16 protein-coding genes and 1 pseudogene are annotated in these 17846 nt (G+C 72.0%); 8 read left to right on the forward strand and 9 right to left on the reverse strand.

Annotation, left to right across the window (positions count from 1 at the left end):
- Positions 1-3: 3 nt before the first annotated feature.
- From NIE79_RS18535 to NIE79_RS18545, 3 genes and pseudogenes are all read right to left on the reverse strand, one after another.
- Positions 4-1266, reverse strand: a complete 1263-nt coding sequence (locus NIE79_RS18535) for an acetyl-CoA C-acetyltransferase (RefSeq protein WP_238679758.1) — start codon at positions 1264-1266, stop codon at positions 4-6.
- Positions 1267-1341: 75 nt separating this feature from the next.
- On the reverse strand, positions 1342-2154 hold the full coding sequence (locus NIE79_RS18540) for an SGNH/GDSL hydrolase family protein (protein ID WP_238679759.1): 813 nt from the start codon (positions 2152-2154) through the stop codon (positions 1342-1344).
- Positions 2140-3203, reverse strand: a pseudogene (locus tag NIE79_RS18545) (SGNH/GDSL hydrolase family protein); the annotation flags it as partial. The gene NIE79_RS18540 and the pseudogene NIE79_RS18545, both read right to left, overlap by 15 nt.
- 150 nt (positions 3204-3353) lie before the next feature.
- On the opposite strand from NIE79_RS18545, the gene NIE79_RS18550 reads away from it, so the two are divergent.
- The gene (locus NIE79_RS18550; protein WP_112582466.1) at positions 3354-3710 is read left to right on the forward strand and encodes a YkvA family protein; all 357 of its coding nucleotides are present in this window, start codon (positions 3354-3356) and stop codon (positions 3708-3710) included.
- Between the two features lie 73 nt (positions 3711-3783).
- On the forward strand, positions 3784-5154 hold the full coding sequence (locus NIE79_RS18555; protein WP_210787667.1) for a cystathionine beta-synthase: 1371 nt from the start codon (positions 3784-3786) through the stop codon (positions 5152-5154).
- 125 nt (positions 5155-5279) lie between these two features.
- Here the strand turns inward: NIE79_RS18555 and NIE79_RS18560 are convergent, their stop codons facing one another.
- The 4 genes from NIE79_RS18560 to NIE79_RS18575 form a co-directional block, all read right to left on the reverse strand.
- On the reverse strand, positions 5280-5789 hold the full coding sequence (locus NIE79_RS18560; RefSeq protein WP_238679761.1) for a GNAT family N-acetyltransferase: 510 nt from the start codon (positions 5787-5789) through the stop codon (positions 5280-5282).
- Complete coding sequence (locus tag NIE79_RS18565; RefSeq protein WP_238679762.1) at positions 5786-6715, reverse strand: ribonuclease Z; 930 nt, start codon at positions 6713-6715, stop codon at positions 5786-5788. Before NIE79_RS18565 ends, NIE79_RS18560 begins: the two co-directional genes overlap by 4 nt.
- A 366-nt stretch (positions 6716-7081) precedes the next feature.
- On the reverse strand, positions 7082-7744 hold the full coding sequence (gene msrA, locus NIE79_RS18570) for a peptide-methionine (S)-S-oxide reductase MsrA (protein ID WP_238679763.1): 663 nt from the start codon (positions 7742-7744) through the stop codon (positions 7082-7084).
- 76 nt (positions 7745-7820) lie between these two features.
- Positions 7821-8243: an HIT family protein gene (locus tag NIE79_RS18575; protein ID WP_238679764.1), complete on the reverse strand. Its 423-nt coding sequence runs from the start codon at positions 8241-8243 to the stop codon at positions 7821-7823.
- A gap of 97 nt (positions 8244-8340) precedes the next feature.
- On the opposite strand from NIE79_RS18575, the gene NIE79_RS18580 reads away from it, so the two are divergent.
- The 3 genes from NIE79_RS18580 to ilvA all read left to right on the forward strand — a co-directional run bounded on the left by NIE79_RS18580 (position 8341) and on the right by ilvA (position 12509).
- Complete coding sequence (locus NIE79_RS18580) at positions 8341-9483, forward strand: cystathionine gamma-synthase (RefSeq protein ID WP_238679765.1); 1143 nt, start codon at positions 8341-8343, stop codon at positions 9481-9483.
- 13 nt (positions 9484-9496) lie between these two features.
- Positions 9497-10906 (forward strand): amidase, encoded by a 1410-nt coding sequence (locus tag NIE79_RS18585; RefSeq protein WP_238679766.1) that lies wholly within the window; start codon positions 9497-9499, stop codon positions 10904-10906.
- 382 nt (positions 10907-11288) lie between these two features.
- Entirely contained in the window at positions 11289-12509 is a 1221-nt protein-coding gene (gene ilvA / locus NIE79_RS18590) for a threonine ammonia-lyase (RefSeq protein ID WP_238679785.1), read from the forward strand.
- Between the two features lie 96 nt (positions 12510-12605).
- Here ilvA and greA read toward each other — a convergent pair whose 3' ends face one another.
- On the reverse strand, positions 12606-13103 hold the full coding sequence (gene greA, locus NIE79_RS18595) for a transcription elongation factor GreA (protein ID WP_238679767.1): 498 nt from the start codon (positions 13101-13103) through the stop codon (positions 12606-12608).
- 156 nt (positions 13104-13259) lie between these two features.
- The gene (locus tag NIE79_RS18600; protein ID WP_238679768.1) at positions 13260-13700 is read right to left on the reverse strand and encodes a DUF4307 domain-containing protein; all 441 of its coding nucleotides are present in this window, start codon (positions 13698-13700) and stop codon (positions 13260-13262) included.
- Positions 13701-13903: 203 nt separating this feature from the next.
- Here NIE79_RS18600 and mca point away from each other — a divergent pair, with 203 nt between their 5' ends.
- The 3 genes from mca (at position 13904) to NIE79_RS18615 (ending at position 17838) form a co-directional block, all read left to right on the forward strand.
- Positions 13904-14785: a mycothiol conjugate amidase Mca gene (gene mca / locus NIE79_RS18605; protein WP_238679769.1), complete on the forward strand. Its 882-nt coding sequence runs from the start codon at positions 13904-13906 to the stop codon at positions 14783-14785.
- A 48-nt stretch (positions 14786-14833) separates the two neighbouring features.
- Positions 14834-15127, forward strand: a complete 294-nt coding sequence (locus NIE79_RS18610) for a hypothetical protein (RefSeq protein ID WP_112582453.1) — start codon at positions 14834-14836, stop codon at positions 15125-15127.
- Positions 15128-15306: 179 nt separating this feature from the next.
- Positions 15307-17838, forward strand: coding sequence for a putative bifunctional diguanylate cyclase/phosphodiesterase (locus NIE79_RS18615; RefSeq protein WP_238679770.1), 2532 nt, complete (start codon positions 15307-15309; stop codon positions 17836-17838).
- Positions 17839-17846 lie beyond the last annotated feature (8 nt).

Here is a 17846-nt window from a genome sequence, read left to right on the forward strand (position 1 = left end):
GGCTCAGCTGAGCCGTTCCAGCACCATGGCCATGCCCTGGCCACCGCCCACGCACATGGTCTCCAGACCGATGGTCTTGTCGTGCCATTCCAACGCGTTGAGCAGGGTGCCGGTGATCCGGGCGCCGGTCATGCCGAACGGGTGGCCGACAGCGATGGCCCCGCCCATCACGTTCAGCTTCTCCTCCGGGATGCCCAGCTCGCGGTAGGAGGGGATGACCTGCGCGGCGAACGCCTCGTTGATCTCGACGAGGTCGACGTCGTCGATGGTCATGCCGGCCCGGCGCAGCGCCTGCCGGGACGCCTCGACGGGCCCGAGACCCATGATCTCCGGCGACAGGGCTGTCACACCGGTCGAGACGATCCGGGCCAGCGGGGTGAGCCCGAGCTCCTCTGCCCGCTGGGCGCTCATCACCACCACCGCGGCCGCGCCGTCGTTGAGCGGGCAGCAGTTGCCGGCGGTGATGCGACCGTCCGGGCGGAACACCGGCTTCAGGCCGGAGACCGCGTCGAGGGTGACGCCGGCCCGGGGCCCGTCGTCGGTGCTCACGACGGTGCCGTCCGGCGTGGTGACCGGGGTGATCTCCCGGGCCCAGAAACCGTCGGCGATGGCCTTCTCGGCGAGGTTCTGGCTGCGTACGCCGAACTCGTCCATGTCGGCGCGGGTGACGTCGTGCACCTGGGCCAGGTTCTCCGCGGTCTGTCCCATGGTCAGGTAGATGTCGGGCAGTTCGCCGGCCTCACGCGGGTCGGTCCACACCTCGGCGCCGCCCTGCGCGCGGCGCTTCGAGCGCTCGCCGGCCGACCCGAAGCGGGGGTTCTCCCAGCCGCCGCCGACCAGGGCCTGCGCCTCGGGCGGCAGCCCGTCGGAGCTGCCCCGGGCGTAGCGGGAGACCATCTCCACCCCGGCGGAGACGAACACGTCGCCCTCGCCGGCCCGGATCGCGTGCATCGCCATCCGGGTGGTCTGCAACGAGGAGGCGCAGTAGCGGGTCAGTGTGGCGCCGGGGACAGTGTCCAGACCGAGGAGGGTGGACACCACCCGGGCCATGTTGAAGCCCTGCTCGCCGCCGGGCAGGCCGCACCCGAGGTAGAGGTCGTCGATAGTGGTGGGATCGAGAGCGGGGATCTTGTCCAGCGCGGCCTGGACGATGGTCGCGGCGAGGTCGTCGGAGCGGACGTCGCGCAGGGACCCCTTGTGCGCCCGGCCGATGGGGGAGCGGGCGGTGGCGACGATGACGGCGTCGCGGGACGACTCAATCGGCATGGACCAACGTTAACCCGCCGGTAACATGGCGCAGAAGCCGGCGCGGCGGGAAATGTCACCCTGGCCGGGGACGATCTAGCGCCGGGTCGTGGCCGCCGCCGCGGCGACGATGGCGGGCAGCAGCGCGTGCGCCCACACGCGGTAGCCGTCGGCGGAGGGGTGGAAGCCGTCCTGGCAGAGCGTCCCCGCGTCGGCCCGGAACACCGGCCCGGTCTCGGTGGCCAGGTCGACCACCGAGCCGCCCGCCTCCAGCACGGCAGTGGTCTGCGCGCGGGCCACCCGACGCCCGGACCAGCCGACCACCTGGCGCAGCGGAGGCGCGATCGCACGCACCGCGCCGAGGTCGGGGCAGGTGCCCACCACCACCTCGACGCGCGCCTCCCGCAGCCGGTGCACCGCAGCGCCGAGATAGGCCGCCGCGTCGGAGGGCCGGCGCAACCCGGTGGCGTCGTTCGCGCCGATCAGGATCAACGCCACGTCGGGCCGCTCACCGAGCAGGGCCCGGGCCACCTGGGTGGCGAGGTCCGTCGAGCGGGACCCGGAGACACCGACGCTGGACAGGTGCACCCGGCGGCCGGTCGGGCCCTCGGCGAGCAGGTTGGCCAACTGCCCTCCGATGGTGTCTTCCAGGCGGTCGACACCGACGCCCAGTGCCGACGAGTCGCCCAGCAGCACGAGTCGCAGCGGGGAAGCGCCCGCCCGGCCGATCGTGGCGCGCAGGGCCAGGCCCAGCTCCGGTTGGGCGTAGCGCCGGTGTCGGGCCACGAACGCCTCACCAGCGAGGACGGCGGCGCCCCCGACGGTGCCGGCGAACAGCGAGATCGCCGCCGCCCGACCCAGTCGGCCGGCGAGGCCGGAGATCACACTCCGCGCGCTGCGCTCGTTCATGCCAGTCCCTCCACTGTCGAGGTGTCCGAGGCGGACCCGTGCTGCGGCACCGCGCCGACACCGAAGAACGCCCGTCGGCGCAGCTGCGCCCACCGGCCGGCCGGCCCTCGGTCGCGGCCCCGGACCTGGACGCCGCTGACCTCCGTGCCGGCGTGCCGAGCCGCCTCCTGCGCTGCCTTCGGCAGCGACCGTACGCCGTCGCCGCGCGTCGGTGTGGCCCGTCGTTCCGGGGTCGCGCCGAGGGCGGAGAGCATCGTCGGTAGGAGCGCGGCAGCGGCCATCGCGTACCCCTCGGCGGAGGGATGGAACCGGTCCCAGGCGAACATCCGGGTCGGCTCGGCCGCGAACCGGGGGCCGAGCAGGTCACCGAGGGAGACCGTCCAGCCGCCCGCCTCGACCACGGCCACCGTCTGGGCGGCCGCGAGCTGGCGGCTCCAGCGGTGCGCCAGCCAGCGCAGAGGCGGCTGGATCGGGCGGATCGCGCCCAGGTCGGGGCAGGTGCCGACGACCACCTCGCACCCCGCGTCGCGCAGGGTGTGCACCGCCTCGACCAGGTAGCGCACCGCCAGCCCGCGCGGGGTGCGGTTGGTGATGTCGTTGCCGCCGATGAGGATCACCGCGATGTCGGGTCGGCACTCCAGCGCAGCCTCCACCTGGTGGCGCAGCGCCGCCGAGATGGCGCCGACCACCGCGAAGCGGTGCAACTGCACGGGCCGGTGCAGTCGACGGGACAGGCCGGTGGCGAGCAGCGCCCCGGGTGTCTCCCGACGGCGGTGCACCCCGTAGCCGGCCGCCGACGAGTCACCGAGCACGACCATGGTGAGCGCCGGACCGGGGAACTTCGCGCCGTACATCCCGTCGCAGCGGGGCGGCGGCGCCTCCGCCATCGGGATGGTCCGGCGGGCCTGGCGGGCCTGGCCAACCAGCACCCCGCCGGTCGCCACCGCGGCCGCCGCGGTGGCGCCGGTGCCGATGGCGGCCAGCCGGACGAGCCGCCGGGCCTGCCGCCAGCGCTCACCACCGGGTACGACGGAATGTGCCACCCCCATACCGCGACATTATCGCGCTGGCCCGACACACCGCTGTCGTCGTGACGGCACCCGGGTGCCTGGAAACCGACGCGACGGGGTACCTGGGCGGGAGAGGCCGGCCGACTTGCGCCGACCCGCCACGCTGATCCGGCGGAGAGGAGCGCGACGATGGGTAAGACACTGAAGCGCAGCGCGGCGTTCACGGCCCTGGCGCGGGCCCTGGCGGCCGGGGCGCGCAACGGGCCGTCGATCGGCACGCGGTTGGCCGCGCTGCCCCGGATGATCCGAGCCACCACCAAGGGGGAATACGACGGCGGCCTTCGCCTGGCCCTGATGACCGCGGCGACGGCGTACATCGTCTCGCCTATCGACCTGCTCCCGGAGATCCCGCTGGCGATCTTCGGGCTGGCCGACGACGCGGTAATGGTCACCTGGTTGGCCGGCAGCGTGCTCGCCGAGACCGACCGGTTCCTGGAGTGGGAGGCCCGTCGCAGCTCGGTCATCCCCGGGGGGCTGGTGCCCTGACGACACGTACGCTGGGCGGTGAGCAAACGTCTTCCCGGCCGCCCACCGCCGGCGCCGCAACGAAGGGCACACCGTGCAGTACTACGACAACGTCGTCGACATGATCGGAAACACCCCGCTGGTGCGTCTGCGTAACGTCACCGAGGGCATCCAGGCCACAGTGCTGGCCAAGGTGGAGTACGTCAACCCGGGCGGCTCGGTGAAGGACCGGATCGCGCTGCGGATGGTGGAGGACGCCGAGGCCGCCGGCCTGCTCAAGCCCGGTGGCACCATCGTCGAGCCGACCAGCGGCAACACCGGCGTCGGGTTGGCCCTGGTGGCCCAGCTCAAGGGCTACAAGTGCGTCTTCGTCTGCCCCGACAAGGTCAGCCAGGACAAGCAGGACGTGCTCCGGGCGTACGGCGCGGAGGTGGTGGTCTGCCCGACCGCCGTCGCGCCGGAGGACCCGCGCTCGTACTACAACGTCTCCGACCGGCTGACCCGGGAGATCCCCGGCGCCTGGAAGCCCAACCAGTACAGCAACCCGGCCAACCCGCGCTCGCACTACGAGACGACCGGCCCGGAGCTGTGGAAGCAGACCGACGGCGAGCTCACCCACTTCGTGACCGGCGTCGGCACCGGCGGCACCATCTCCGGCATCGGCCGGTACCTCAAGGAGGCGTCCGAGGGCCGCGTGCGGATCGTCGGGGCCGACCCGGAGGGTTCGGTCTACTCCGGCGGCACCGGCCGGCCGTACCTGGTGGAGGGCGTCGGCGAGGACTTCTGGCCGGAGACGTACGACAGGGGTGTCGCCGACGAGATCGTGGAGGTCTCCGACAAGGCGTCCTTCGAGATGACCCGGCGACTGGCCCGCGAGGAAGGGCTGCTGGTCGGCGGTTCCTGCGGCATGGCGGTGGTCGCCGCCCTGGAGGTCGCCCGCCGGGCCGGCCCGGACGACGTGGTGGTGGTGCTGCTGCCCGACGGCGGCCGAGGCTACCTCTCCAAGATCTTCAACGACTCGTGGATGGCCCGGTACGGCTTCCTCGACAACTCGGGTGCCGAGCCGACGGTGGCCGACGCGCTGGCCAGCAAGCCGGGCGGGCTGCCCGAGCTGGTGCACGTGCACCCGACCGAGACCGTCCGCGACGCGATCGACTACATGCGCGAGTACGGCGTCTCGCAGCTTCCGGTGCTCAAGGCCGAGCCCCCCGTGGTGACCGGTGAGGTCGCCGGCTCGATCGCCGAGCGGGACCTGCTCGACGCGCTGTTCACCGGCCAGGCCCACCTGCACGACACGATCGAGCGGCACATGGGCGACCCGCTGCCGATGATCGGCGGTGGCCAGCCGGTGAGCGAGGCGGTGGGCATGCTGGAGAAGTCCGACGCCGCCCTGGTCCTGGTAGACGGCAAGCCCAAGGGCGTCCTAACCCGCCAAGACCTCCTGTCCCACCTAGGCGCCCACTAACCCTTGCTCGTCCCCGTCCCCCTGTTACCCGCCGATCTTGCACTTTCTGTCGGGACAAAACGCTGCAATAGCGACGTTCAGGCGACAGTAAGTGCAAGATCGGCGAGGTAGGGGGCGGGGCGGGGTTAGAGGGGGCGGGTGTAGCGGAGTTGTCGGGTTGGGGCTGAGCCGATTGCCTCGTCTCGTTCGTCGCCCGTGGGGGTCCAGCCGCCGCGCTCGTAGAAGGCGCGGGCGTGGGCGTTGTCCCGCAGCACCCAGAGCACGGCACGCCGCCAGCCCTGCGCCCGCATGGCGTCCAGCGCGTCCACCATCAGGGTTCGGCCGATGCCGCGGCCCTGCTCGGCCGGGTCGAGGTGGATCGCGTTGAGCAGCCCGGTGGCCGGGTCGTCCTCGTCGTCCGGGCCCAGGTGGCTGAACCCGACCAGCGCCCCGGCCCGCTCGGCCACTGTCATCCGGTGGGTGTCCCGCTCCCAGATCCACCGCTCGACCCAGTACCGCCCCATCGCCTCCGGTGTCGGGTCGCCCAGCGCCTCGGCCGGCAGGAAGGCGGAGTACGCGGCGACCCGGGAGCGCTGGTGCAGGGCACCCACCGCCATCAGGTCGCCTTCGGTCGCGGGGCGGAGCGTGACGGTCACCCGGCCGAGGCTACCCGGCGGGGCGGAAGCTGCACCGTGGTCAGATCCTCGGCGATGACCAGATCGCCGTCGAAGTGCGCGCGCGCCTCGTCGTGGAACCGTCGCGGGTCGGGGTAGCGCTGGGAGAAGTGGGTGAGCACGAGTCGGCGTACCCCGGACTCGGTCGCCACCCGGGCGGCCTGCGCCGCGGTCAGGTGGCCGACCTCGGCGGCGAGCGCGGCCTCCGACTCCAGGAACGTCGACTCGATGACCAGCAGGTCGGCGTGCTCGGCGAGGGCGTACACCCCGTCGCAGAGGCCGGTGTCCATCACGAACGCGAACCGCTGACCCGGCCGGGGCACGCTGACCTCGGCCCGGGTGACGCGGCGCCCGTCGACGTCCAGGTGCCCGACGCGGATCAGCTCGCCGACGGCCGGCCCGGCGATGCCGTACGCGGCCAGCTTCTCCGGCAACATCCGGTGCCCGTCCGGCTCGACCAGGCGGTAGCCGTACGTCTCGATGGGGTGGCGGAGCCGGCGTGCCTCCAGCGTGCCGCAGCGCAGGGCGATCTGCTGCCCGTCGGCCTCGATGGGCTCGACCCGCAGCTCGGCGGTCTCGTGGAACGAGGTGGCGTACCGCAGCCGGGTGAAGTATTCGGCGCCCCCGGCGGGGAAGTGCACGGCGACCGGGTGGGCCACCCGGTCCAGGGAGAGTCGCTGGATGGTGCCGGGCAGGCCCAGGCAGTGGTCGCCGTGGAAATGGGTGACGCAGATCCGGGTCAGGTCGGTGGCGGTGACAGTGGTGTGCAGGAGCTGACGCTGGCTGCCCTCACCCGGGTCGAAGAGGATCACCTCGTCGTCCCAGCGCAGCACGTACCCGTTGTGGTTGCGTTGACGGGTCGGCGCCTGGCTGGCCGTCCCCAGCACCACCAGCTCGCGCATGGACATCGCCACTCCCGCGGATATGGAGCGACCCCCGGGGCGCTCCGCGCATGTGCGCGGGCCGGCTGGACTTGGCCGGCACCCCGGGGGTCGGGTGGCTGTCGTGGATTCGCCGCACCGCTGCCACACGGTCTCGACGATGGTGCTTTTGCCCGCCTCGCGGCAGGCCGATCACTGTCGAGGACAGCGGCTAGCTGACAGCCACCTCACGAGTCCGATTGCTATACAAGTCTGGACCACCTCCTTTCACGTGTACGGCCACGTTATCGAGTTCTCGTCGGGCTCGGCAACGGATTTCGATCACAGGGCCGAACGGGAATGCCCGACCACCTCCTGGGTGGCCGGGCATCACACGTGTGCGGGTGGCGGTTGTCAGCCGCCGACTCGGGCCACGCCGACCGGGCAGCTCAGCCCGTTCGGGCCGTGGTTGCAGTACCCGTTCGGGTTCTTGGTCGGCGCCAGGTACTGCTGGTGGTAGTCCTCGGCGAAGTAGTAGCTGCCGAGCGGGGCGATCTCGGTGGTGATCTCACCCTTGCCGGCCCGCGACACGATCGGCTGGAACGCGTCGCGGGACGACTCCGCGATGGTCCGCTGCTCGTCGGTGGTCGTGTAGATGGCCGAGCGGTACTGGGTGCCCACGTCGTTGCCCTGGCGCATGCCCTGGGTCGGGTCGTGGTTCTCCCAGAAGACCTTCAGCAGGTCCTCGTAGTTGATCTTGCTGGGGTCGTACACCACCTGGACGACCTCGGCGTGCCCGGTCCGGCCGGAGCACGTCTCCTCGTACGTCGGGTTCTTGGTGATGCCACCCGCGTAGCCGGCGGAGGTGGTGTAGACGCCGGGAAGTGTCCAGAACAGCCGCTCGGCACCCCAGAAACAGCCCATCCCGAAGACCGCTACCTGAAGGCCCTCAGGGAACGGGCCCTTCAACGGGGTGCCCAGCACCTCGTGGCGGTCGGCGACCGGCATGGCGATCGGGCGGCCCGGCAGGGCCTGGTCGGGCGAGACCATATCGGCGTTCATACGGCGCAGAAACACGGTGGGGATCTCCTCTCGTACCACTCCCAGCGTGTAACACCGGAGGGTCTAGCTTCCTTACCCGCGTGACAGTCAGTCAGGCCCCACCGGGGAACGCCGTCGCGACCCGGTCCGCGTACGTCTGGGCCTCGGTGTCGTCCTCGTACCGGGTGCGCGGCCAGAAGAAGCCGCGCAACCCGTCGCCCTTGGTGCGCGGAACCACGTGGGTGTGCAGGTGCGGCACCGATTGGGACACCTTGTTGTTCATCGCCACGAACGTCCCACCGGCGCCGAGAGCTGTCTCCACCGCCACCGCCATCCGCTGGACCATGGCGAAGTAGCCGGGCAGCAGGTCGGCCGGCAACTCCGCCAGGGTCACCAGGTGCACCCGGGGCACGACCAGCACATGCCCCTTGAACACCGGACGGGTGTCCAGGAACGCCATCCCGTCCGGGGTGTCGGCCACCCGGAACGCCGGCACCTCGCCCGCCACGATCCCGCAGAACACGCAACCGCTCATCGGGCCAGGCTATGCCGGCCTCCCCGGACGGTCCGGCTCCCGCCCGGGAGCACGGGTTCCGTTCCAGCCCTCGGGACGGGGCACTAGCCTCACCAGAATGAGTCACGGCTTCGAGACGCTCGCCATCCACGCCGGTCAGGACCCCGAGGCCCGCACCGGCGCGGTGATCCCACCGATCTACCAGACCAGCACGTACGCCCAGGACGCCGTCGGCGCACCTCGCCTCGGCTACGAGTACAGCCGCTCCGGCAACCCGACCCGTGACGCGCTCCAGGAGTGCCTGGCGGCGCTGGAGGGCGGGCCGGTGGGGCTCGCCTTCGCCAGCGGCCTGGCGGCGGAGGACACCCTGCTGCGGGCCGTGTGCCAGCCCGGCGACCACGTGGTGATCCCGGACGACGCGTACGGCGGCACGTACCGGCTCTTCGCCCGGGTCGCCCAGCGCTGGGGCCTGGAGTTCAGCCCCGCCAAGGTCTCCGACCCGGCCTCCATCCGGGCGGCCGTGCAGCCCGGCCGCACGAAGATCGTCTGGGTGGAGACGCCGACCAACCCGCTGCTCGGCATCGCCGACATCGCCGCCCTGGCCGCCGTGGCACACGACGCGGGCGCCCTGCTGGTGGTGGACAACACCTTCGCCTCGCCGTACCTCCAGCAGCCGATCGCCTTCGGCGCGGACGTGGTGGTGCACTCCACCACCAAGTACATCGGCGGGCATTCCGACGTGGTCGGTGGCGCGCTCGTCGTCGCCGACGCCGGGCTCGGCGAGGAGTTGCGCTACCACCAGAACGCGATGGGCGCGATCAACGGCCCGTTCGACGCCTGGCTCACCCTGCGCGGCATCAAGACCCTCGGGGTACGCATGGACCGGCACTGCGACAACGCCGAGCGGCTCGCCGCGTACCTCGACGGGCACGCCAAGGTCGCCCAGGTGATCTATCCGGGGTTGCCCTCGCACCCCGGTCACGAGGTGGCCGCCAAGCAGATGCGCCGGTTCGGCGGCATGATCTCGTTCCGGGCCGCCGGTGGTGAGGACCACGCCGTGGACATCTGCAACCGGGCCAAGCTCTTCGTGCTCGCCGAGTCGCTCGGCGGTGTGGAATCCCTGATCGAGCACCCGGGTCGGATGACACACGCAAGTGCTGCCGGCTCGCCGCTTGAAGTTCCCGGCGATCTCGTGCGACTGTCTGTCGGCATCGAGACGGTCGACGACCTACTCGCCGATCTGGAGCAGGCGCTGGGCTGACCGCTGGGGGAGGATGGCCGTGCAGGACATCATGGCGACCTGGGTCGGAGCGACCGCCAAGCAGATCGCCCGGGGCGTACGCCGAGGTGACGTCTCGGCGACCCAGGTCGTCGCCGACCACCTTGAGTACATCTCCCGAGTCGACAGTGAGCTGGCCGCGTTCCGCGCCGTTCGCGGCGGTGAGGCGATCACCGAGGCGGAGAAGGTCGACGAGCAGGAGGACCTGGCCAACCTGCCGCTGGCCGGGGTTCCGGTGGCGGTCAAGGAGAACACCCCGGTCGCCGGCCTGCCCACCTGGAACGGGTCGGCCGCCGCCCGCACCGACGTGGCGGAGGCCGACCACGAGGTGGTGCGTCGGCTACGTGGCGCCGGCGCGGTGATCCTCGGCGTGACCCGGATGCCAGAGCTGGGGCTGTGGGCACTGACCGACGACGACAGCGCGGTGACCCGTAACCCGTGGGACAGCACCCGTACCCCCGGTGGGTCCTCGGGTGGTGCCGCCGCCGCGGTCGCGGCCGGGCTGGTGCCGATCGCGCACGCCAACGACGGCCTCGGCTCGATCCGGATTCCCGCTGCCTGCTGCGGACTCGTCGGGCTCAAGCCCGGCCGGGGCGTGGTCCCCTGCCAGCTCGGGGCGGACGACTGGTTCGGCCTCACCGAGCACGGCATGTTGACCAGCACGGTCGCCGACGCGGCGGTCGGCTTCTCGGTGCTCGCCGGCCGGCGTCCCGAGAAGCTGGTCCCCCCGCAACGGCTGCGGGTGGGTGTCTCGCTGCGCTCCCCGGTGCGCGGTGTCGCACCGGACGCGCCCAACCGGGACGCGGTCGCCGCCGCCGGTCGGCTCCTCGCCACTGCGGGGCACGACACGGTGCCGGCCGACCCGGTCTACCCGACCGGGCTCGGCCTCCAGGGCATCGCCACCTGGTTCGCCGCAGCCGCCGCCGACGTCCGGGCCTCCGGTCTGGACCGGCGTGGGCTGCAACGGCGTACCCGGCGGCACGTCGCGTTGGGCGAGTGGGCGCAGCGTCGCGGCTACGTGCGGGAGGCGGACCGGGCCGCCTGGCGGCAACGGTCGGTCGACTTCTTCACCGACCACTCGGTCGACCTGCTGCTCACCCCGGCGCTGGCCAGCGCGCCACCGGAGGCGGCCCGCTGGTCGGAGCGGTCCTGGCGGGCGAACATGACGGCCAACATCCGGTACGCCCCGTACGCCGCGCCCTGGAACATCGCCGGCCTGCCGGCGGTAGTGGTGCCGGTCGGTCGCCGCCCGGACGGCCTGCCGGTCGCCGTGCAACTGGTCGGTCCACCCGGCTCGGAGCTGCTGCTGCTCGGCGTGGCCGGTCAGTTCGAGATGGCCGCCCCGTGGACGCGTCACGCTCCCGGCTATCCCCGAGTCGGCACAGGGTCACCGGCCACCGCATGATCGTCTAGGGTGTGCGCGCTTCGTCGCGTGGACCCGTGGGACACCTATGCGCTGCCAGACCTGCGGGGACGCGATGTCCCCCGAAAACGACTACTGCCCGCGATGCTTCACGCCGCTCGGCCAGCCCGCCGTCAGGCCGGGGCTGCCGACCTATCGGGTACGCGGGATCGGCCTGGCGGCGAACGTCGCCATCGGCGCGACCGCCGTGCTCTACCTGGCGGGCTCGCAAGATTCCCTCGGGATCATTGAAGTCGGGGGGTCCGGGCGGCCCGGATGCCGCGCCTTCCGGGATTCCGAGTGGATCAACCTGGTCCGGCCGGCCTGCGCCCCGGTCGGCCTGGCCCGCGGGTTGGTCGGGGAGCGCGGGTGGCACGATCGGGGCATGACGGAACTGGTCGGTCTCGACGACGTGCGGGCCGCACGGGAGTTGCTCGCTGGCGTCATCCGCACCACCCCGCTGGAGCCCTCCCGGCCGCTCAGCGCGGCACTGGGCGGGCCGACGTGGCTCAAGTGCGAGAACGTGCAGCGCGCCGGCTCGTACAAGGTGCGGGGCGCGTACGTGCGGATCTCCCGGTTGTCGGCGGCGGAGCGGGAGCGCGGCGTGGTCGCGGCGAGCGCGGGCAACCACGCGCAGGGCGTGGCTCTCGCCGCCGGCCTGGTCGGCACGCACGCCACCGTCTTCATGCCGGTCAACGCGCCGCTGCCGAAGGTGGCCGCCACCAAGGGGTACGGCGCGCAGGTCGAGCTGGCCGGGAACACCGTGGACGAGTCGCTGGTCGCCGCGCACACGTACGCCGAGCGCACCGGCGCGGTGCTGATCCACCCGTTCGACCACCGCGATGTGATCGCCGGGCAGGGCACCGTGGCGCTGGAGATCCTCGAACAGTGCCCGGACGTCAAGACGATCATCACCGGGGTGGGTGGCGGCGGTCTGATCTCCGGCATGGCGGTGGCCGTGAAGGCGTTGCGGCCGGACGTCCGGATCATCGGGGTGCAGGCGGCCGGGGCGGCGGCGTTCCCGCCCTCACTGGTGGCCGGGGAACCGGTACGGCTGCCCATCTTCTCCACCATCGCCGACGGCATCGCTGTCGGCCGGCCGGGGGAGATCACCTTCAACCACGTGCGCAAGCTGGTCGACGAGATCGTCACGGTCTCCGAGGAGGACATCTCCCGGGCCCTGCTGATGCTGCTGGAGCGGGGCAAGCAGGTGGTCGAGCCGGCCGGGGCGGTCGGTGTGGCCGCGCTGCTGGCCGGCGTGGTCGAGGTGGAGACCCCGGTGGTCGCGGTGCTCTCCGGCGGCAACATCGACCCGCTGCTGATGCTGCGGGTGATCGAGCACGGGTTGGCCGCGGCGGGTCGCTACCTGCGGGTGACCGTCCGCTGTTCGGACCGGCCGGGGCAGCTCGCGTCGCTGCTCAGCCAGATCGCCGAGCACCGGGCCAACGTGGTGGACGTGGAGCACCAGCGGGCCAACCCGCACCTCAGCCTCGGCGAGGTGGAGGTGGCGCTGTCGGTGGAAACCCGGGGCGTCGAGCACTCGGACACGCTGATCAGCGCGTTACGGGCCAGCGGCTACCAGGTGGTCTTCGCGGCCGAGGCGTGACACCGGTGGGTGCCACGCCTCGGATGCGCGGTGCTTCGACAGCTGGTGCCGGCGGCGGTCGACCCGGCCGGCAGCGGGTGGCGCGATCGGCGACGGTCAGCCGGAGAAGGGCTCGAAGCTGACCACTGTCACCTTGATGTCGGCGCCGCTGGGCGCCGTGTAGGTGCAGGTCTGCCCGGCCCGGCCACCCAGGATCGCCTTGCCCAGCGCGGACTCGGGGCTGTAGACGGTCAGGTCGGTCGTGGCCGCGATCTCCCGGGAACCGAGCAGGAAGGTCTCGGTGTCGTTGGTGTCGTCGTCGAAGTAGATCGTCACCACCATGCCCGGCGACACCGCATCGGCGGACGGGGCCTCGCCGACCTTCGCGGTGCGCAGCAGCTCCTGCAGGTAGCGGATGCGACCCTCGGCCTTGCCCTGCTCCTCGCGGGCGGCGTGGTAGCCGCCGTTCTCCCGCAGGTCGCCCTCTTCGCGGCGAGCGTTGATCTCAGCTGCGATCGCCGGACGGTTGGCGATGTGCTCGTCGAGCTCGGCCTGGAGGCGGTCGTGCGCGTCCTGCGACAGCCAGGTGGCGGGCGCCTCGTTGCCAGTGGACACAGGCGTTCTCCTCAGTTGTGCGTGGCTGGCTGACAGGTGAACTACCAAGTTACCAGTGCGGTACGACACAGCGTGTCGGCCATCACCGCCGGTGTCCGGATCCAACACCGGGGGTAGACACCCCGCCAGCCCCGCTTCTGATGCTGTTCGCGCAGCTCAGGACGGTGGTCGGCAGCGCAGAACCTCACCGATGAACGGCCGCGCGGTGGTGGTCAGGCGGTGCTGGGTCGTCACGTGCCGATCCCCGGGATCGGCGGTCACCGTGACCTGTTCGCGGCCGACCTCGGCACCGGCACGGTCCCGGGCGCGCAGCACGCAGACCGCTGATCCACCCGGCGGAACTGTCACCCGGAAGTCGACGAGCACCTGCTTGTCCGTGATGTCGGTGTACGTGATCACCTGGGCGTCGTAGGCCGGGTCGCCGTACTGGCGGTAGAGCCGGACCGAGATCACGGTCAGCGTCGCCACGAGCGCCAACAGCGCCAGCGCGGCCAGCAGCGTACGGCGGCGCTTTCCGCCCGGTGCCCGACGGCGGCCGTAGCGCCCGGCCGGGAATACCGGCGCGCCTGGTGAAATTGTGGCGTGCGTCTCGGTCACCGGCGGGTATCTCCTGGCGTTGTTGTCGGCGGCATCGGCAAGAATGACAGAGCCCCATCCTCCCACCCGGTCCAGCGGCAGGAATGGCAGGTCATGCCCGGCGCTGGTGGCCGGCGACAGGGTGCGGCGAGGAAAGATCCCGGCAGGTCAGCCGGTCGAGCCCGGTCGGGTCCACCGTCCGGCACAGACGAGGAGCGCCGAAGTTGGCAGAGCAACTGCGTCTCATGGCCGTGCACGCGCACCCGGACGACGAGTCGAGCAAGGGCGCGGCGACGACGGCGAAGTATGTCGCTCAGGGGGTGGACGTCCTGGTCGTGACGTGCACCGGTGGCGAGCGCGGGAGCGTGCTCAACCCCAAGCTCGACCGGCCCGACGTGTGGGCCAACATCGGCGAGATCCGGCGTGCCGAGATGGACGCCGCGCGGGCCATTCTCGGCGTCGACCAGGCCTGGCTGGGCTTCGTCGACTCGGGTCTGCCCGAGGGCGATCCGTTGCCGCCGCTGCCCGAGGGCTGCTTCGCCCTCCAGGACGTCGAGGTCGCCGCGGGCCCGCTGGTGCGGCTGATGCGCGAGTTCCGTCCGCACGTGGTGACCACGTACGACGAGGAGGGTGGCTACCCGCACCCGGACCACATCATGTGCCACAAGGTGAGCGTGGCCGCGTTCGAGGCCGCCGGTGACCCGGAGCGCTACCCGGAGCTGGGCGCGCCCTGGCAGCCGCTGAAGCTCTACTACGACATCGGCTTCTCCAAGGGCAAGATCATGGCCTTGCACGAGGGCATGCTGGCCGCCGGTCTGGAGTCGCCGTACGAGGAGTGGCTCAAGCGGTGGGAGGATCGCCCCGACAAGGGCCCGCGGATCACCACCCGGGTCGAGTGCGCCGAATACTTCCCGGTCCGCGATGACGCGCTGCGCGCTCACGCCACCCAGGTCGACCCGGACGGCTTCTGGTTCCACGTGCCGATGGAGCTCCAAAAAAACGCCTGGCCGACCGAGGACTACGAGCTGGCCCGCTCGATGGTCGACAGCCCGCTGCCCGAGTCCGATCTCTTCGCGGGGGTGCGGGAGACGGCGCACGCGCGCTGATTCCCGGCGGGGCTACCCTGGTTACCAACCGCACATCGGAGGAACGCCATGCTGACCGCTGCCCAGGTGCTCGCGGAGAACAACTTCGGGGACACCCGCACGGGTGGTCTGGCCGGGCCGATGGGCCTCTTCCTCATCCTGCTGCTGGCCACCGCGACCATCCTGCTGATCCGCAACATGAACGCTCGGCTGCGCCGTCTGCCGGACCGTTTCCCCCAGCAGTCCGGGTCGACCGACCCGACCAGGGCCGATGCGGCAGTCGTCGATCCGACAGACGGGACCGGGGGGCGTGATTCATCCACGCCCGCTCCCAATGGGCACCAGCAGCACCTGAACGGGTAGTCCGCGCGTGAATCACGCCGAACCGGGTGGTCGCCCCCTGTTGCGGCCACCCGGTTTGGCTTAGCCTTCCGCCGGGGGGACCAAAAGTCTCCGAGCCGTGTGCGGGAGGGGGCGCCGATGACCAGCACAGCACCGGCCGCCCGCCGCGACGTCGGCCGGTCGGCTGACGGGGGAGGTCGATGACCTCCGATCCGGTCGACGACCCATTCGATCGGCTCGGGGTGCGTGGCACACCGGGCCGGCTGCTCGTGCTCACCGCCGCCGTCACGCTGACCGCCCTGGCCGCCGCCGCTGTCGGGTTGACCCTCCCGGTCCGGCTGCCGGCCGACGACCCCCTCGGTGGTCCGGCCCGCTTCGGCATCGCCGTCGCCGTCCTGGCCCTCGCCCAGCTCGCCCGGCTGCGATTCCGCTCGGCAGCGGGCATGGTCAGCATCACCTGGGGCGAGGCGGCCCTGATCGTCTGCCTCTACCTGACCCCAGCCGGCTGGCTCCCGTCCGCCACGCTGCTCGGCACCGGGTTGGCCTGGACGATGCTGTCACTGCACAACGACCGCCGCCCCGCCCTGGAGATCGTCCGGATCGCCGCGTCGCTGGCCGCCGCGTCGGCGCTGGCCGTCTCCGTGACCACAGCGCTCGGCCGGCCGCTGCTCTCGCCACCCACCCCGATGCTGGCGCTCGCCGTGATCGCCGGTTCGGTGACGTACCTCCTGGTGACCGCCTGGCTGGGCGGCGTGACGCTGGGCCTGCGGCACGGGCTGCCGATCGGCCCGCCGCTGCTCGCCGCGTTGCGCGGCAAGCTGCTGATGTTCGTCGGCAACGTGGCGGTCGGCCTGGTGGTGGTCGCTCTGCTGGAGCTCGACCCGCGCTGGTTGCTGTTGCTGCCGCCGCTGCTGTGGTTGTTGCAGCAGACCTACCGTTACCGGCTGCGCTCCGATCAGGAGCGGCGCACCTGGCGTGCCTTCGCCGAGGCCACCGCGGCCCTCAACCAGCTCGACGAGCGGGGCGTGGCCAGCGCCGCCGTCACCGGGGCGCTGACGCTGTTCAACGCCGAACTGGTCGACGTCGACGTGGCCCGGGCCGACGGTCGGTGGCACCGCTACCGAGGCGACGCCAGCGGTCAGCTGGTCGACCGGGAGACCGGCCCACCGGACAAGTCGGCGCCGGACGAGCACGAGCTGAGCCGGGCGCTGTCTGTCGGTGCCGCGCCGGTCGGTCGGCTACGGGTGCGGTTCCCCCGTTCGGCCCCGCCCACGGCCCGGGAACATGACGCGGTGGCCGCGTTCGGCGACGCGCTCGCCGCCGCGCTGCACGACGCCGCTACCCACCACGAGCTGCGGTTGGTGACGGCCCGTTCGTCGTACGAGGCAGTGCACGACCCGCTCACCGGGCTCGCCAACCGCGCGGCGATGCTGAGCAAGGGCGACCAGTCGCTGCGACAGCTCAGCCACGACCACCCGGTGGCGCTGCTGCTGTTGGACATCAACCAGTTCAAGGAAGTCAACGACACCCTCGGCCACGCGGCGGGTGACCAGCTGCTGCGGCTGACCGCGAACCGCCTCAACGCGCTGGTCCGCGCCGGCGACCTGCTCGGCCGACTCGGCGGTGACGAGTTCGCCCTGCTGCTCACGGCGGTGCCGGTGCTCGGCGACCGGGCCGCCCCGATGGCCCACGCGTTGCGTCAGGCCCGCGAGATCGCCGAGCGGCTGGCGGCGCCGACCGAGGTGGCCGGCGTACGGATGTCCATCGAGGTCTCCGTCGGGGTGGTGGTGGCCGCCGCGGGCACCGCGGACCTGACCGAGCTGCTGCGTCGGGCCGACATCGCGATGTACCAGGCCAAGGAGGGCGGCGGCAACGTCGCTGCGTACGACAGCGCGCGCGACGCGGCCAGCACCGACCAGCTCGCCCTGCTCGCCGAGCTGCGTGAGGCGTTGAAGGTCGACGATCAGCTGGTGCTGGCGTTGCAGCCGGCTGTCGACCTGGCCACTGGCGCGCCCACCGGGGTGGAGGCGCTGATCCGTTGGCAGCACCCCCGGCGCGGGTGGCTGAACCCGGCCGACTTCATCCGGCCGGTGGAGAACAGCGAGCAGCTCGGCGCCTTCACCCGCTACGTGCTGAACAAGGCACTCAGTGTGGCCGCCAGTTGGGCCCGGGAGGGGCTGGACGTCCCGATCTCGGTCAACCTCTCGGCACGCAGCCTGCTCGACCCCCGGTTGCCGGCGGAGATCGCCGACGCGTTGCGCCGCCACCAGGTGCCGCCGCACCGGCTCGTCCTGGAGATCACCGAGACGGTGGTGATGAGCGAGCTGGAGGTCATCGACGAGGTGCTGGCGACGCTCCGGTCGATGGGCGTGCAACTCGCTGTCGACGACTTCGGCACCGGCTTCTCGTCGCTGACCTTCCTCACGCGCATCGCTGTGGACGAGTTGAAGGTGGACCGCTCCTTCGTCATCCGGATGGCCGACTCGCCGGAGGCCGCCGCGATCGTCCGGACGACCGTCGGCCTGGCGCACGAGTTGGGGCTGCGGGTGGTCGCCGAAGGGGTGGAGACCGCCGAGCAGCGGATGGCCCTGGCCGAGTTGGGTTGCACCTCCGCGCAGGGCTACCACTTCTTCAAGCCGATGCCGGCGGACAAGATCGGCGCGGTGCTGGGGTCGCTGCGTGACTCGGCGGAGTCGAACGTGTTCCGGCTCCGCGCCGACGGCGCGTCCTGACCGTCCGG

The sequence above is a fragment of the Micromonospora trifolii genome (assembly GCF_022229005.1).
GTDB lineage: Bacteria > Actinomycetota > Actinomycetes > Mycobacteriales > Micromonosporaceae > Micromonospora > Micromonospora trifolii.